Genomic DNA, 15,248 nt, shown 5'->3' on the forward strand with positions numbered 1-15,248 from the left:
GGCCCTCGACCGAGGCGGGCGCGGCGCGCCGCGGGATCGGCACCGCACCAGCACACCCGCACCACCGAGCGCGTAACCGCGTCGGCGGAGTCGACTGAAAGAGTCAGCGGCCAAGCCGACGACCAGACCGCAGAAGGAACGGAAATCGCACGATGGCGAACTACACCGCCGCTGACGTGAAGCGCCTCCGCGAGCTGACCGCCGCAGGCATGATGGACTGCAAGAAGGCGCTCGAGGAAGCCGACGGCGACTTCGACAAGGCGGTCGAGATCCTGCGCATCAAGGGCGCCAAGGACGTCGGCAAGCGCGCCGAGCGCACGACCTCCAACGGCCTGGTCGTGGCCGAGGACGGCGTGATGATCGAGCTGCGCTGCGAGACGGACTTCGTCGCCAAGAACGCCGACTTCCAGGAGCTGGCCGCCCGGATCGTCGCGGTCGCCAAGGCCACCCGTCCGGCGGACGTCGAGGCCCTCAAGGCCGCCGACCTCGACGGCAAGGCCGTCGACGCGGTCGTCCAGGAGTTCTCCGCCAAGATCGGCGAGAAGCTGGAGCTGGCGAAGGTCGCCGTCTTCGACGGCACCGTCACCACCTACCTGCACCGCCGCGCCGCCGACCTGCCGCCCGCCGTCGGCGTCGTGGTCGAGTACACCGGCGACAACGAGGACGCCGCGCGCGGCGCCGCGATGCAGATCGCCGCGATGCGCCCCCGCTACCTCACCCGCGACGAGGTGCCCGCCGACGTGGTCGCCAACGAGCGCCGCATCGCCGAGGAGACCGCTCGCGAGGAGGGCAAGCCGGAGGCGGCGCTGCCCAAGATCGTCGAGGGTCGCGTGAACGGCTTCTTCAAGGACGTCGTGCTCCTGGAGCAGGCTTCCGTGACGGAGTCCAAGAAGACCGTCAAGGCCGTGCTGGACGAGGCCGGGGTCACCGTGACCCGCTTCGCCCGGTTCGAGGTCGGCCAGGCTTGATCCGCGTGAGGGCGGGGTTGCGCGCAGACGTCGCGACCCCGCCCTTGCCGTGTCCAGAGGAGCACCTGTGAGCGCAGAGGTAGACCACGCGAAAGCGGATCACGTCGAGGACGAGCCCATCCACGGCTACCGCCGGGTGATGCTCAAGCTGGGCGGCGAGATGTTCGGCGGGGGCGGTGTCGGCGTCGACCCCGACGTCGTGCAGACCGTCTCGCGGCAGATCGCCGCGGTCGTCCGGACCGGGGTCCAGGTCGCGGTCGTGATCGGCGGCGGCAACTTCTTCCGCGGCGCGGAGTTGCAGCAGCGCGGCATGGACCGCAGCCGCGCGGACTACATGGGCATGCTCGGCACCGTGATGAACTGCCTCGCCCTGCAGGACTTCCTGGAGCGGGAGCACGGCATCGAGACGCGCGTGCAGACCGCCATCACGATGGGCCAGATCGCCGAGTCCTACATCCCCCGCCGGGCCATGCGGCACCTCGACAAGGGCCGCGTGGTGATCTTCGGCGGCGGCGCGGGCATGCCGTACTTCTCCACCGACACCACCGCCGCGCAGCGCGCGCTGGAGATCGGCTGCGAGGTCGTGCTGATGGCCAAGGCCGTGGACGGCGTCTACACCGCCGACCCCAAGATCGACCCGGACGCGCTGATGTTCGACAACATCACCCACCGGGAAGTGCTCGAACGCGGCCTGAACGTCGCCGACGCGACCGCGTTCAGCCTGTGCATGGACAACAACATGCCGATCATGGTGTTCAACCTGCTGACCGAGGGGAACATCGCGCGCGCCGTGCGTGGTGAGAAGATCGGCACGCTGGTGAGCACCCCCGGTGGTCGCCCGTCCTTCTAGACCTGCTGGGATTCGAGCCGAACTGCGCACACCAAGGGAGTCAGCCGTGATTGACGAGACCCTCCTCGACGCCGAGGAGAAGATGGAAAAAGCGGTGTCCGTGGCGAAGGAGGACCTGGCCGCGGTGCGCACCGGCCGGGCCAACCCCTCGATGTTCTCCCGCATCGTGGTCGAGTACTACGGCTCGCCCACCCCGCTGAACCAGCTCGCCAGCATCGCCATCCCCGAGGCGCGCATGGCGGTGATCAAGCCCTACGACGCGAGCCAGCTCAACGCGGTCGAGAAGGCCATCCGCGACTCCGACCTGGGCGTGAACCCCAGCAACGACGGCTCGATCATCCGCGTGGTGATCCCGCAGCTGTCCGAGGAGCGCCGCCGCGAGATGGTGAAGGTCGCCAAGGGCAAGGGCGAGGACGCCAAGGTGTCCATCCGCAACATCCGCCGCAAGGCCAAGGAGGAGCTGGACCGCCTGGTCAGGGACGGCGAGGTCGGCGAGGACGAGGGCACCCGGGCCGAGAAGGAGCTGGAGCAGGTCACGCACCGCTACGTGGCCCAGATCGACGAGCTGGTCAAGCACAAGGAAGCCGAGCTGCTCGAGGTCTAGGTGGTCACGTCGGGTCCGGCGGACCGGGTCACCACCGGTCGCGCGCGTCGCTTGGCCGGTGGGCGGCCGTGATAGGAGCACAACAGGTGTCAGGCAGCGGCGGTGACCAGGGCGCGCCGGGGAAGAGCGCGTCACGCGCCGGGCGCAACCTGCCCGCGGCCATCGCCGTGGGCGTCGGCTTGGGCGCGGTCATCCTCGTGTCCCTGTTCACGGTGCGCCAGCTGTTCGTCGCCGTGGTGGCCGTCGCGGTCGCGGTGTCGGTGTACGAGCTGGCGGGCGCGCTGAAGCGGGGCGCGGGCATCCGGTTGCCCCTGCTGCCCGTGCTGGTGGGCGCGCAGGCGGTGGTGTGGCTGGCCTGGCCGTACGAGCGGGCCGGCGTGCTGGGCGCGTTCGTGGTGACGATGCTGGTCTGCCTGATCTGGCGGCTCAAGGACGGCGCCGACGGCTACCTGCGGGACGTCACCGCGGCCGTCTTCACGGTCGCGTACGTGGCCGTGTTCGGGTCGTTCGCGGTCATGCTGGTCGTGCCGGACGACGGAGTGTTCCGCGTGCTCGCGTTCCTGATCGGGGTCGTCCTGTCCGACACTGGCGGCTACGTGGCCGGTGTGCTGTTCGGCAGGCACCCGATGGCCCCCACCATCAGCCCCAAGAAGTCCTGGGAGGGCTTCGCGGGCTCGATGGTGGCGGGTGTGGTCGGCGGCGCGCTCACCGTCGACCTGATGCTGGACGGGCAGTGGTGGCAGGGCGCGCTGTTCGGCGCGGCGCTGGTGGTCACCGCCACGGCGGGCGACCTGGTCGAGTCGCTGATCAAGCGCGACCTCGGGATCAAGGACATGGGCACGCTGCTGCCCGGGCACGGCGGCCTGATGGACCGGATGGACTCGCTGCTGCCGTCGGCCGTGGTGGCGTGGCTGCTGCTGCACACCTTCGTGCCCGGTTAGCGCTCAGTCGTCGTAGGGGTCCTCGACCCGGGTCTCGGTCTGCTCCTCCTCCGGGAGGGGCGTGGTGCGGGACGGGTCGATGACCGAGAACACCGCGCCCGTGTGGTCGGCGACCACGGTGATCCGGCCGAACGGCGTGTCGTACGGCTCGACCGTGACGAGCCCGCCCAGCTCCAGCACCCTCGTGGCGACGGAGTCGGCGCCGATCTCGGGCGCGGCGGTGAAGTACACCATCCAGTGCGGCGGGGTGTCGGGCGAGAACGCCCGGCCCATCCGCTGCCGGCCCAGCACGGTGTGGCCCTGGACGGCCCAGAGCGTGTAGTCGACCGCCTGCCCGTCGCCGATCTGGGTGATCTCGAACCCGCACAGCTCGCCGAAGAAGGCGTCCGCCGCGTGCCCGTCCCGGGTGTTCAGCTCCGCCCACGCGTACGCGCCGTGCCCGTCGGCGCCGAACAGCCAGTCCTGCGGCACGTGCCGGAAGCCGACCACCGCGCCGGTGGGGTCGGCGAGCACGGTGACCGAGTCGGAGGGCTCGGCGAGGACCGTGCCGCCCAGCACGTGCGCCTTCTCGGCGGTGGCACGGGCGTGCGGCGTGTTCAGGTACAGCGTCCACGCGCTCGGCTGGTCGGCCGCGACCAGCTCGGCCACGGGCACGCCGTCCACCGTCGCGACCGCGCCGCCGGCCGAGTCGGCGAAGTGCCAGCCGAACAGACCGGTGTAGAAGTCGCGGGTCGCGTCGAGGTCGGTGGTGGCGAGGTCCACCCAGCACGGCGCGCCGTGGTGGAGTTCGGCCAGGGCGGGGGAGTTGGGGACGATCGACACGCAAACCTCCTGCTGGCCGACGGTGTGATCACGCTACGGCTCTAGAGTCGTCCCGTGAAGGGATTCGTACGCGCCGCCTTGGCCGCGGTCCGGCCCGCCGACGTGCTGCCGAGCCCGAACATCTGGCACTGGCCCGAGGTCTACGAGGTCGAGAACCGCGCCCAGGACGTCGAGGGGGCCATCTGGGCCGCGCTGCGCGAGGAGTGCGACTGGGCCGGGCGCGACGTGGTCGACGTGGGCTGCGGCGACGGCTTCCACCTGCCGGTCTTCGCGCGGGAGGCCCGGTCGGTGACCGGGGTCGAGCCGCACCCGCCGCTGGTGCGGCGGGCTCGGGCGCGGGTGGCGGACGTGCCGAACGCGGACGTGCTGGCCGGGCCCGCGCAACGCCTGCCGCTGCGCGACGCGACCGCCGACCTGGTGCACGCCCGCACCGCGTACTTCTTCGGACCGGGCTGCGAGCCGGGGCTCCGGGAGGCCGACCGGGTGCTGCGGCCCGGCGGCGCGCTGGCGGTGGTGGACCTCGACGGGCTCGCCGCGCCGTACGGCCCGTGGCTGTGCGCCGACGAGCCGCGCTACAACCCGGTGGAGGTGGAGCGGTTCTTCGCCGACCAGGGGTTCTCGCTGCGCCGCGTGCGGGCGCTGTGGCGGTTCGAGCGGCGGGCCGACCTGGAGGCCGTGCTGCGGATCGAGTTCTCCGCCGCGGTCGCGGAGCGGGCCATCGCGGCCACGCCCGGCCTGTCGTTCGAGGTCGGCTACCGGCTGCACGTGCGGCGCAAGCCGGCCGGGCTGGTGGTGCCCTGAGAGCGCTCACCTAGTATTCGGGACGTGGAGAACAGGGACGCGCGCAGGTTGGGTCGGCAGGTCGGCGTCGTGGGTCTGGGCTGCTGGCAGCTCGGCGCGGACTGGGGCCAGGTCGAGGAGTCCGACGCGCTGGCCGTGCTGCACGCCGCCGCGGACACCGGCGTGAACTTCTTCGACACCGCCGACGTCTACGGCGACGGCCGCAGCGAGACGCTGGTCGGCAAGTTCCTCCGCGAGCGCGGCGACGCCGGCATCACGGTGGCGACCAAGATGGGTCGCCGCGTCGAGCAGGCGCCGGAGAACTACACCCGCGAGAACTTCCTGGCCTGGAACGACCGGTCGCGCGCCAACCTGGGCGTGGACACGCTCGACCTGGTCCAGCTCCACTGCCCGCCGACGCCGGTCTACTCGACCGACGAGGTGTTCGACGCGCTCGACGAGATGGTCGAGGCCAAGCGGATCGCCGCGTACGGCGTGAGCGTGGAGACCGTCGAGGAGGCGCTGACCGCGATCGCCCGGCCGAACGTCGCGAGCGTGCAGATCATCCTGAACGCGTTGCGGCTCAAGCCGCTGGAGCGGGTGCTGCCCGCGGCGGCGGAAGCGGGCGTGGCGATCATCGCCCGCGTTCCGCTCGCCTCGGGCCTGCTGTCCGGCAAGTACAGCGCGTCGACCACGTTCGGCGCCGACGACCACCGCAACTACAACCGCAACGGCGACGCGTTCGACGTCGGCGAGACGTTCTCCGGCGTGCCGTTCGAGGTCGGCCTGGAGGCGGTGGACCGGCTGCGGCCGCTCGTGCCGGCCGGGGCGACCATGGCGCAGTTCGCGCTGCGGTGGATCGTGGACCAGCCCGGCGTCACCGTGGTCATCCCCGGTGCCCGCAACGCCGGGCAGGCCCGTGCCAACTCGGCCGCCGCGGACCTCGCGCCGCTCTCGGAGCAGGCCCGCGACGAGGTGCGCGCGGTGTACGACGAGCTGATCCGGCCGCTGGTCCACGACCGCTGGTAGGTCACTCCTCCGGCTCGTCCTCCTCGACGTCCAGCTCGCCGAGGATCGCGTACAGCTTGCGGCGGGCCTCGCCGAGCACCTCGACGGCGCGGGCCTGCTGCTCGTGCGTGCCCGCGTGCGCCATCTGCTGCATGGCGGCGACGAGGTGGCGCGCCGCCGTGCGCAGCTTCGCCACGTTCGTGTCGAGGTCGTCGTTGACCTGCTGCCAGGGCGGCGCGCCCTCCAGCTTCGCGGCCTCCGCCCGACCGGTTTCGGTCAGCGTGAACAGCTTCTTGCCGCCCGCCTCCTCGGTGGAGGCGACCAGGCCCTCGTCGGCCAGCAGTTGCAGGGTCGGGTAGACCGAGCCGGGGCTGGGCCGCCAGAGGCCGTCGGTGCGGCGGCTGATCTCCTGGATCATCTCGTAGCCGTGCATGGGGTTCTCCGCGAGCAGCGCGAGGACCGCCGCGCGGACGTTGCCCCTGCGCTGCCGCCCGCCCCGACCCCGACCCCGGCCGCGCCCGGGACCGCCGTGACCGGGGAAGCCGGGCGGTTCGGGCGGGATCGGGGGGCCGCCGCCGAACGGGCCGCCGGGGCCGAAGCCGCCGCCGAACCCGTGTCGCGGGTCGCCGAAGCCGTGCTCGCGGTGGTGCCGGCGTCCGTGGTGCCGGTGTTCGTGGGATCGCATCGTCGTGCTCCTTCTGTCGATCGGTTCCGACATGTCTACGATATATCGGAACGTATCGCGATGCAACGATGACAGTCGGATGCGACCGGTGTGGTCCTGGGCACTCCCCGCACGTGGGACACTGGAGGGCGCTATGACTGCCCTCCCCCTCGTCTTCGACGCGCCCAAGCGCGGGCTGCCGCCGCGCCACCTCGCCGACCTCTCCGCCGACCAGCGCCGGGAGGCCGTCGCCGCGCTCGGTGAGAAGCCGTTCCGCGCCGCGCAGCTGTCGAACCACTACTTCGGCCGGCTGACCGTCGACCCCGACGCGATGACCGACATCCCCGCCGCCGCCCGCGAGCGGCTGGTGCACGACCTCATGCCGCCGTTGTGGACGGAGCTGCGCAGCGTCGAGGCCGACGGCGGCACGACGCGCAAGACGTTGCTGCGCGCCCACGACGGCACGCTGGTCGAGAGCGTGCTGATGCGCTACCCGGATCGGGCCACGCTGTGCATCTCGTCGCAGGCGGGGTGCGGCATGGCGTGCCCGTTCTGCGCCACGGGCCAGGGCGGCCTGACGCGCAACCTGTCCACCGCGGAGATCGTGGACCAGGTGCGCCGGGGCGCGGCGGCCATGCGCGACGGCGAGCTGCCCGGCGGCCCCGGCCGGCTGTCGAACATCGTGTTCATGGGCATGGGCGAGCCGCTGGCCAACTACAAGCGCGTGGTGGAGGCGGTGCACCGGATCTGCGACCCCGCGCCGGACGGGCTCGGCATCTCCCAGCGCTCGGTGACCGTGTCCACGGTCGGGCTGGTGCCCGCGATCCGGAAGCTGACCGAGGAGAACCTCCAGGTCAGGCTCGCGGTGTCGCTGCACACGCCGGACGACGAGCTGCGCGACACGCTCGTGCCGGTGAACACGCGGTGGAAGGTCGCCGAGGTGCTGGAGGCGGCTCGCGGCTACGCGGACCGGACCGGCCGCCGGGTGTCGATCGAGTACGCGCTGATCAGGGACATCAACGACCAGCCGTGGCGGGCGGACCTGCTGGGCAAGCTGCTGCGCCGCCACCTCGGCCAACTGGTGCACGTGAACGTGATCCCGCTGAACCCGACGCCGGGCTCGAAGTGGGACGCGTCGCCGAAGCCGGTGGAGCGGGAGTTCGTGCGGCGGGTCAACGAGCAGGGCGTCGCGTGCACGGTGCGCGACACGCGTGGTCAGGAGATCGCCGCGGCCTGCGGCCAGCTCGCCGCCGAGGGCTGAGCCGGACCGACGGCGACCCGGCCCCCTCGGGGGCCGGCGCCGTCCCGGTGGGTCAGGGGACCTCGTTCAGCTTGCCCGTCGCCACGTCGAACACGAAGCCCCGGATCGAGTCCCGCACCGGCACGAACGGGCTGTTGCGGATGCGGGCGACGGATTGGCGGACGTCCTCCTCCAGGTCGGTGAAGGATTCGGCCGCCCACGCCGGCTTGACGCCGGTCTCGTCCTGGATCGCGCGCTTGAACTCGTCGTCGGTGAAGGTGAGCATCCCGCAGTCGGTGTGGTGGATGAGGATCACCTCGCGCGTGCCGAGCAGGCGCTGGCTGATCGCCAGCGAGCGGATCTCGTCCTCCGTCACCACGCCGCCCGCGTTGCGGATGACGTGGGCTTCGCCCTCCTGGAGGCCGAGCACGCGGTAGACGTCGAGCCGGGCGTCCATGCACGCGACCACGGCGACGCCCTTCGAGGGCGGCAGGGGCAGCGGGCCGGTGAACCGGGCGGCGTAGGCGGCGTTGTTCGCGATGAGGTCGTCCGTGACGGACATGGTGGGCCTCTTTCACTGGGAGTGGTCGTGCCGTCGCGCCGCGCGACACTGAGCCAACTGCCGCACGCGCCCGCGTGCACCGTTGTCCACGGCGTGGAACCACTCGGCCGCCCGCCACCCAGCAGGTGGACGAGCCACGCGAACGGCCCCGGCACGGTGTGCGCGGGGCCGTCCGGGGGTGTTCGAGGCGTCAGCGGCGCCAGGAGGTGCGGCTGCGGACCTGGTCCCAGATCAGCAGGGCGGCCATGCCGACGCCCACGGCGATCACCCAGATGTTCTCGGTACGGCCGTGGTGGTTGCCGATCAGCAGGGCGAACACCGCCAGGGTCGACAGCCAGCCCGCGATCTTGATGCCCTTCGGGAACGTGCCGTGCCAACCCCACTCGACCGACGGCTCGTCGTGGGGGTCGACCGCCGGACGCTTGTCCAGTTCCGAGGACGAAGACACAGCCGCACGACCTTCCTGCCCGATCACGTACAACCCCACCAGGGTCACTTCCGTGGTCATCGTCGCACACACGCGCGCGACCCGGCACGTGAGGTGCGCGGCACCCGCCGCGGCGTCTACCCTCACCCCGCGCACGTGCGCGCACCCCACCCCGCCAGGCCCCAGGGCTCCGCGCGTGCCCAGGAAGGCGACGAGGTTGACCGAACAGCCGGTAGCGAACTTCCACCCCGCCGAGGGCCGGATGCCGGACACCTTCGCACCCGTCGAGGTCGGCCTCCACGACGTCACCAAGCGGTTCTCCGACCAGACCGCGGTGGACGGCGTCACGTTGCGGATCCACGAAGGCGAGTTCTTCTCCGTCCTCGGGCCGTCGGGCTGCGGCAAGACGACGTTGCTGCGCATGATCGCCGGGTTCGAGCACCCGACCGCGGGCCGCATCGAACTCGACGGCGTGGACGTGGTCGGCGTGCCGCCCTACCGGCGTGACGTGAACACCGTCTTCCAGTCCTACGCCCTGTTCCCGCACATGTCGGTCTGGGACAACGTCGCCTACGGCGTCAAGCGCAAGGGCGTGCGGGGCGAGCGGCTCAGGCAGGTGGTCGGCGAGCACCTGGAGCTGGTCCGGCTGGAGCGGTACGCGCGGCGGCGGCCCGCGCAGCTCTCCGGCGGCCAGCAGCAGCGCGTGGCGATCGCCCGCGCGCTCGCCGCCGGTCCCCGCCTCCTGCTGCTGGACGAGCCGCTGGGCGCGTTGGACGCGGTCCTGCGCAAGGAGCTGCAGATCGAGCTGATGCGCATCCAGCGCGAGGTGGGCACCACCTTCCTGTACGTGACGCACGACCAAGAGGAGGCGCTGGTCCTGTCGCACCGCGTCGCCGTGATGAACGCGGGCAGGCTGGAGCAGGTCGGCTACCCCGAGGACGTCTACGAGCGCCCGGCCACCCGGTTCGTGGCCGGGTTCATCGGCACCTCCAACATCCTGGACGCGCGGGTGTCCGGCGTGGACGGCCGCTGGACCGTGCTGGACGCGCCGGGCGTCACCGGCCTGAGAGCGCCGCTGAACGGCCGCGCCCTGCGCCACGGGCAGCGCGTCGCGGCGACCGTGCGCCCGGAGAAGGTGCACCTGCACGACCTGGCCGACGAGCCGCCGGCGGGCTGGTGCGTGCTCACCGGCACCGTCCGCGACGTCGTCTACACGGGCGTGTCCACGCAGTACGTGGTGGACGTGCCGGGCGGCGCGGAACTGGTCGCGTTCGTCCAGAACACCCACCGCGTCGCCGACGCGGGCTCGCCGGGCCAGCCCGTGCGGATGGCCTGGGACCCCGACTTCACCGTGCTGCTGGAGAACGCCGATGAGTGACGACAACCTGCGGATCGCCCGACTCTGGGACCCCCGCGTGAGCCGCCGGACCATGCTGCGCTCGGCGACGTTCTTCGCGCTGGCCGCGACCGGCGCGTGCGGGGTCGGCAGCGCGCCGCCGACCGGCACGTCCGGCGCGCCCACGACGAAGGCGAAGGCGACCAACGCGGTGGCCGAGCCGAAGCTGAACTTCTACAACTGGACCGACTACATCGCGCCCGACACGCTGACCGGCTTCCGGGACGCCTCGGGCATCGAGGTCACCTACGACAACTTCAGCTCCAACGACGAGATGGAGGCCAAGATCGCCTCCGGCGCGGCGGGGTACGACCTGGTCGTGCCCAGCGACAACTTCCTGCGCCGGTTCCTGCGGTCGGGCCTGCTCACGCCGCTGGACCACGACCTGCTGCCGAACCTGAAGAACGTGGCCAAGCGGTTCACCGAGGCCGACTACGACCCCGGCAACGCCTACTCCGTGCCGTGGGCCTGGGGCACGACCGGCCTGGCCTACTCGAAGTCGCAGCTCGGCGAGGTCACCGGCTTCTCCGCGTTCGACCTGGCCGCCGCGCAGGGCCGCAGCACGATCCTGGACGAGGCGCGCGACGCCCTGGCGCTCGGCCTGCTCAAGGCTGGCCACGACCCGAACACGACCGACGCGGCCCACCTCGCCGACGCGGTGACCGTGCTGCTGGAGCTGAAGAAGAAGCTCGGCCAGATCACCTCCGACGTGATCGAGCCGCTCAGCTCCGGCCAGGTGCCGCTGGCGCAGGCGTACTCCGGCGACGCGTTCCAGGCCCGGGACGCGAACGAGGACCTGGCCTACGCCATCCCCGCCGAGGGCGGCCTGTCCTACGTGGACCTGCTCTGCGTGCCGAAGGACGCCCCGCACGCGGAGAACGCGCACCGGTTCATCGACTACGTGCTGGAGCCGTCGGTCGGCGCGGCGCTGGCCAACGCCATCCGGTACGGCAGCCCGAACGAGGCCGCCAAGCCCCTGATCGACCCGGAGCTGCTGAACGACCCGCTGGTGTACCCGTCGGACGAGCAGTTGGCGAAGCTGCCGTTCACCAAGGACCTCGGCGCGGACGTGGAGGCCCGCTACGCGGACGCGTGGACCAGGGTCAAGACCGGCTGATGGCCCGACCGCGGTGGCTGGTCGCCACCGGTCTGCTCGCGCCGACCGGGGTGTGGCTCGGCCTGTTCCTGATCGCGCCGCTGGCGCTGGTGGTGCAGTTCAGCTTCGCCACCCGCGACACCGGGGTGGCCCGCGCGGTGCTGCCGTGGACGCTGCGGGCGTACGCGACGGCGCTGGACCCGGCGTTCCTGCCGATCTTCGGCCGGACCGTCGCGTACGCGGCGGCGACCACGGCGTTGTGCCTGCTCCTGGGCTTCCCGCTGGCGTGGTTCATCGCCCGAAGCAGCGGGCGGTACCGGACGGCGCTGCTGGTGGCGGTGCTGGTGCCGTTCTGGTCGAGCTACCTCGCCCGGATCTACGCGTGGAAGGCCCTGCTGGACGGCGAAGGGCTCGTCAACCGGCTGCTCGCCACCGTGGGCCTGGACCGCGACGGGGGTTTCCTGCTGACGCACGGCGCGGTGGTCGTGGGGCTGACCTACGGGTTCCTGCCGTTCATGGTGCTGCCCCTGTACGTCGCGTGCGAGCGGTTCGACCACCGGCTGGTGGAGGCGTCCCACGACCTGGGCCACGGGCGGGCGTCCACGTTCGCCCGGGTGGTCCTGCCGGGCGTGCTCCCGGGGGTGCTCGCCGGGTCCCTGCTGGTGTTCGTGCCGGCGGCGGGCGACTTCGTGACGCCCCGGCTGCTGGGCGGGGTGGACCAGTCGACGTTCGGCAGCGTGATCGACGACCAGTTCCGCGGCGGCAACAACTGGCCGCTGGGGTCGGCGATGGCGGTGCTGCTGCTGATGCTGGTGGTCCTCGTGCTGGTGGCGCGCGGCCGACGCGGCGAGGACGTGCTGTGAACCGGCGGCCGTGGGTGCTGGGCGCGGTCTCCGCGCTGGTGTTCCTGTTCCTCTACACCCCGATCGCGTGGCTGGCGCTGGTGTCGTTCAACGACTCCCGGTCGCTGAGCCGCGTCACCGGGTTGTCGACGCGCTGGTACGTCGCGCTGGCCGAGGACGCGCGGGTGCTCGACGCCCTCGGGTTGAGCCTGCGCCTGGCGGCCACGAGCGCGGTCGTCTCGACCGCCATCGGCACGCTCGCGGCGTTCGGGCTGCGCCGCGCGTTCCCCGGCCGGGGCGCGTGGACGGTCCTGCTGAGCCTGCCGCTGGTGGTGCCCGAGGTGGTGCTGGGCGTCGCGCTGCTCGGGTTCTGCGTGAAGCTCGCGGGCATCCCGCTGGGGTTCGGTGCGCTGCTGGCCGCGCACGTCGCGTTCTCGTTGAGCTTCGTGGTGGTCGTGGTGCGGGCGCGGGTCGCGGGCATGGACCACCGCCTGGAGGAGGCCGCCGCCGACCTCGGCGCGAGCCCGCTGGTGGCGTTCCGCACGATCACGCTGCCCCTGGTGGCGCCCGCGGTCGCGGCCGGCGCGGCGTTCGCGTTCCTGCTGTCGTTCGACGACGTGGTGACGTCGAGCTACCTGACCGGGGTGGGCTCCACCACGCTGCCGGTGTTCGTGTACGCCCAGGCGGGGCGGCGTGGCGTGTCGCCGGAGATCGTGGCGCTGTCCACGGCGATGGTGGCGGTGAGCGCGGTGCTGCTGGTCGCGGGCGTGCTCGTGGTCGCCTGGCGGGCCCGTCGCGCGGCGTCGGCGTCAACTTTCGTCGGCGGCGGTCGAGACCAATGAACGCCCCGGTCGCCCGGGTTGTTCTTTACCGTGGTCGGCTGTGACGTCTGTCGTGCAGCGGCTCCGGCCCGCCCTGCCGGACCTGCGGGAGGCGCCCGCCGCGTTCCTGCGCACCCACGCCGAGCGCCTCGGCCGGGTCACGCCGTGGCGGGTGGGCCGCGAGGTGCTGGCCGTCGTCGTGCTCCTCGGGCTGGACGTGTTCCCGGGCTGGGTCACGGGCGACTGGCGGCCGTCCGGGTGGGTGCTGCTCGCGCTGGGCACCGGGTACGTGGCGCTCTACCTGTCCCGGCTGCTGTTCCCCGCGCTCGCCCTGCTGATCGGCACGTGGGTGGTCTTCAGCTCCGAGCACGGCGGCATCGCGATGGCGGTCATGCTGTCCTACGCGGCCGGCTACCGGATCGCGGCGTGGCAGCGCTCGCTGCTGACCGCCGTCCTCGCGCTCGCCGTGCACATGTTCGCCTGGGGCCTGTCCACGCCCGGCCTGTCCGGGCCGTTCGGCTCGTGGGTGATGCTCACCGTCTACTGCATGGTGGTGGCCCTGCCGTTCCTGGTCGGCCGGTACGCGGCGCAGCGCAACGCGTTGGTCGCGGCGTTGCAGGAACGCGAGGAGCGGCAGGTGCGCGAGCGCCGGATGGTCTCGCGCCAGGTGCGGCTGCGCGAGCGCAACCGCATCGCCCAGGACATGCACGACAGCCTCGGCCACCGCCTCAGCCTGATCTCCGTGCACGCGGGCGCGCTGGCCATGGACCCGGAACTCGGCGAGCGCCAGCGCGAGGCGGTGCGGGTGCTGCGCAGCGCCGCCCTCACCGCGATGGAGGAGCTGCGCGGGGTCATCGGCGTGCTGCGGCGCGACGAGGAGCCCGCGGAGGACCCGGTGCGGGGGACGGGCGCCGACAACCGGACGGTGGACGCGATCGACGAGCTGGTCGACGGCGCGCGGCGGGCCGGGGTGCGGGTCGGCCTGGTGCGCGGCGGGCAGCCCGTGCCGCTGCCCGCGAAGGTGAGCCACGCGGCCTACCGGATCGCCCAGGAGGGCCTGACCAACGCCAACAAGCACGCGCCGGGCGCGAGCGTGCAGGTCACCGTGAAGTACGAGCCGGACGCGCTGGTGGTGGAGGTCCGCAACAACCCGTCCCGCGCCAGGCTCCCGGCCGGGGCCGGGTTCGGCCTCATCGGCCTGGGCGAACGGGTGCGGCTCGCGGGCGGCATGCTGCACGTCGGCGAGCTGCCGACCGGCGGGTTCCGGATCGCGGCCGTGCTGCCGTACGAGGACACCGCCGCGGCGGGCGACGAGCCGTCCGACGACCAGCCGGCCGAGCCCGCCAAGCCGACCGGCATCCGCAAGTGGGCGGGCGTCGGGTCGATCGTGCTGGCCGGGCTCGTGGTGCTGGTGGTCGTCGGCGGCTACACGTGGATCGGGACGCAGCCGGTGACCAAGGTCGTGTCCGACGAGCTGTACGACTCGGTGACGGTCGGGCAGTCGCAGGCGGAGGTGATGGCGAGGCTCCCGGGCGGCGCGGAGCCCCCGGTGGGCGACATCAGGTCCGACGCCGAGCCCGAGCCCGCCGGGGCGCAGTGCCAGTACCGCGTGGCCGACCGGCAGACCTACTCGTCCCGGGCGACCAGGATCGTGCGCTTCTGCTTCGCGGACGGCAGGCTCGTCGAGAAGAACACCCACCTGCAGGGGATGTGAACGTGATCCGGGTCCTCATCGCCGACGACGAGCCGCTGATGCGCGCGGGCATCAAGGCCATCCTCGGCACCGCCGACGACATCGACGTGGTCGCCGAGGCGGGCGACGGCCGGGACGCCGTGCGCATCGCGCTGGAGCGGCGGATCGACGTCGCCGTGCTCGACATCCGGATGCCCCGGCTGGACGGCCTGTCCGCCGCCCGCGAGCTGCGGACCGCGGCGCCGGACGTGCGGGTCGTGATGCTCACCACGTTCGGGGAGGACGACAACATCGTCCGCGCGCTCTCGGACGGCGCGGCCGGGTTCCTGCTGAAGGACTCCGCGCCGGAGGAACTGCTCCGCGCGGTGCGTGCCGTTCACTCGGGCGAGGCGTACTTGTCACCCATGGTGACCAGCCGGGTGGTGGGGATGGTGGCGCAGGTCGGCCAGCCGCGCCGCCAGGCGGCCATGCGGCAGGTCGAGGCGCTGACCGAGCGCGAGGTCGAGGTGCTGTCCCTGCTCGGCCTGGGGACTG

At 72.4% G+C, this 15,248-nt stretch carries 17 protein-coding genes; 13 read left to right on the plus strand and 4 right to left on the minus strand.

Annotation, left to right across the window (positions count from 1 at the left end; translation table 11 throughout):
- Positions 1-152: 152 nt before the first annotated feature.
- The 4 genes from tsf (at position 153) to ACFXGA_RS35295 (ending at position 3,363) form a co-directional block, all read left to right on the plus strand.
- Complete coding sequence (tsf, locus tag ACFXGA_RS35280) at positions 153-968, plus strand: translation elongation factor Ts (RefSeq protein ID WP_378095761.1); 816 nt, start codon at positions 153-155, stop codon at positions 966-968.
- A gap of 139 nt (positions 969-1,107) precedes the next feature.
- Positions 1,108-1,818 (plus strand): UMP kinase, encoded by a 711-nt coding sequence (gene pyrH, locus ACFXGA_RS35285; protein WP_141984185.1) that lies wholly within the window; start codon positions 1,108-1,110, stop codon positions 1,816-1,818.
- Positions 1,819-1,864: 46 nt separating this feature from the next.
- The gene (frr, locus tag ACFXGA_RS35290; RefSeq protein ID WP_378095763.1) at positions 1,865-2,422 is read left to right on the plus strand and encodes a ribosome recycling factor; all 558 of its coding nucleotides are present in this window, start codon (positions 1,865-1,867) and stop codon (positions 2,420-2,422) included.
- An 86-nt stretch (positions 2,423-2,508) separates the two neighbouring features.
- Positions 2,509-3,363: a phosphatidate cytidylyltransferase gene (locus tag ACFXGA_RS35295; protein ID WP_378095766.1), complete on the plus strand. Its 855-nt coding sequence runs from the start codon at positions 2,509-2,511 to the stop codon at positions 3,361-3,363.
- A gap of 3 nt (positions 3,364-3,366) precedes the next feature.
- Here the strand turns inward: ACFXGA_RS35295 and ACFXGA_RS35300 are convergent, their stop codons facing one another.
- The gene (locus ACFXGA_RS35300; protein WP_378095769.1) at positions 3,367-4,185 is read right to left on the minus strand and encodes a VOC family protein; all 819 of its coding nucleotides are present in this window, start codon (positions 4,183-4,185) and stop codon (positions 3,367-3,369) included.
- A gap of 54 nt (positions 4,186-4,239) precedes the next feature.
- Between ACFXGA_RS35300 and ACFXGA_RS35305 the strand changes: the two genes are divergently transcribed.
- Both ACFXGA_RS35305 and ACFXGA_RS35310 read left to right on the plus strand, forming a co-directional pair.
- Positions 4,240-4,986 (plus strand): class I SAM-dependent methyltransferase, encoded by a 747-nt coding sequence (locus ACFXGA_RS35305; RefSeq protein WP_378095772.1) that lies wholly within the window; start codon positions 4,240-4,242, stop codon positions 4,984-4,986.
- Between the two features lie 24 nt (positions 4,987-5,010).
- Entirely contained in the window at positions 5,011-5,994 is a 984-nt protein-coding gene (locus ACFXGA_RS35310) for an aldo/keto reductase (RefSeq protein WP_378095775.1), read from the plus strand.
- A 1-nt stretch (position 5,995) separates the two neighbouring features.
- Here the strand turns inward: ACFXGA_RS35310 and ACFXGA_RS35315 are convergent, their stop codons facing one another.
- On the minus strand, positions 5,996-6,658 hold the full coding sequence (locus ACFXGA_RS35315; RefSeq protein ID WP_378095777.1) for a PadR family transcriptional regulator: 663 nt from the start codon (positions 6,656-6,658) through the stop codon (positions 5,996-5,998).
- Between the two features lie 133 nt (positions 6,659-6,791).
- Between ACFXGA_RS35315 and rlmN the strand changes: the two genes are divergently transcribed.
- Positions 6,792-7,898, plus strand: a complete 1,107-nt coding sequence (gene rlmN / locus ACFXGA_RS35320; RefSeq protein WP_378095780.1) for a 23S rRNA (adenine(2503)-C(2))-methyltransferase RlmN — start codon at positions 6,792-6,794, stop codon at positions 7,896-7,898.
- Positions 7,899-7,950: 52 nt separating this feature from the next.
- Here rlmN and ACFXGA_RS35325 read toward each other — a convergent pair whose 3' ends face one another.
- Positions 7,951-8,439, minus strand: a complete 489-nt coding sequence (locus tag ACFXGA_RS35325; RefSeq protein ID WP_378095782.1) for a beta-class carbonic anhydrase — start codon at positions 8,437-8,439, stop codon at positions 7,951-7,953.
- Between the two features lie 190 nt (positions 8,440-8,629).
- Positions 8,630-8,887 carry a DUF2631 domain-containing protein gene (locus ACFXGA_RS35330; protein WP_378095785.1) on the minus strand — a complete coding sequence of 86 codons (258 nt, stop codon included), beginning with the start codon at positions 8,885-8,887 and terminating at the stop codon, positions 8,630-8,632.
- Positions 8,888-9,083: 196 nt separating this feature from the next.
- Here ACFXGA_RS35330 and ACFXGA_RS35335 point away from each other — a divergent pair, with 196 nt between their 5' ends.
- The 6 genes from ACFXGA_RS35335 to ACFXGA_RS35360 all read left to right on the plus strand — a co-directional run.
- On the plus strand, positions 9,084-10,244 hold the full coding sequence (locus tag ACFXGA_RS35335) for an ABC transporter ATP-binding protein (RefSeq protein ID WP_378095787.1): 1,161 nt from the start codon (positions 9,084-9,086) through the stop codon (positions 10,242-10,244).
- A complete protein-coding gene (locus ACFXGA_RS35340) occupies positions 10,237-11,379 on the plus strand; it encodes a spermidine/putrescine ABC transporter substrate-binding protein (RefSeq protein WP_378095790.1) in 1,143 nt (380 codons plus the stop codon). Before ACFXGA_RS35335 ends, ACFXGA_RS35340 begins: the two co-directional genes overlap by 8 nt.
- The gene (locus ACFXGA_RS35345) at positions 11,379-12,221 is read left to right on the plus strand and encodes an ABC transporter permease (protein ID WP_378095793.1); all 843 of its coding nucleotides are present in this window, start codon (positions 11,379-11,381) and stop codon (positions 12,219-12,221) included. Before ACFXGA_RS35340 ends, ACFXGA_RS35345 begins: the two co-directional genes overlap by 1 nt.
- Positions 12,218-13,042, plus strand: coding sequence for an ABC transporter permease (locus ACFXGA_RS35350; RefSeq protein WP_378095796.1), 825 nt, complete (start codon positions 12,218-12,220; stop codon positions 13,040-13,042). The genes ACFXGA_RS35345 and ACFXGA_RS35350 overlap by 4 nt, the downstream gene beginning before the upstream one ends.
- A 40-nt stretch (positions 13,043-13,082) precedes the next feature.
- The gene (locus ACFXGA_RS35355) at positions 13,083-14,735 is read left to right on the plus strand and encodes a sensor histidine kinase (protein ID WP_378095799.1); all 1,653 of its coding nucleotides are present in this window, start codon (positions 13,083-13,085) and stop codon (positions 14,733-14,735) included.
- Between the two features lie 2 nt (positions 14,736-14,737).
- Positions 14,738-15,248 (plus strand): response regulator transcription factor (locus tag ACFXGA_RS35360; RefSeq protein WP_378095802.1); only part of this gene is annotated, 511 nt, incomplete at its 3' end.

The sequence above is a fragment of the Actinosynnema sp. NPDC059335 genome (genome assembly GCF_042752395.1).
In the GTDB taxonomy this organism is placed as follows: Bacteria; Actinomycetota; Actinomycetes; order Mycobacteriales; family Pseudonocardiaceae; genus Actinosynnema.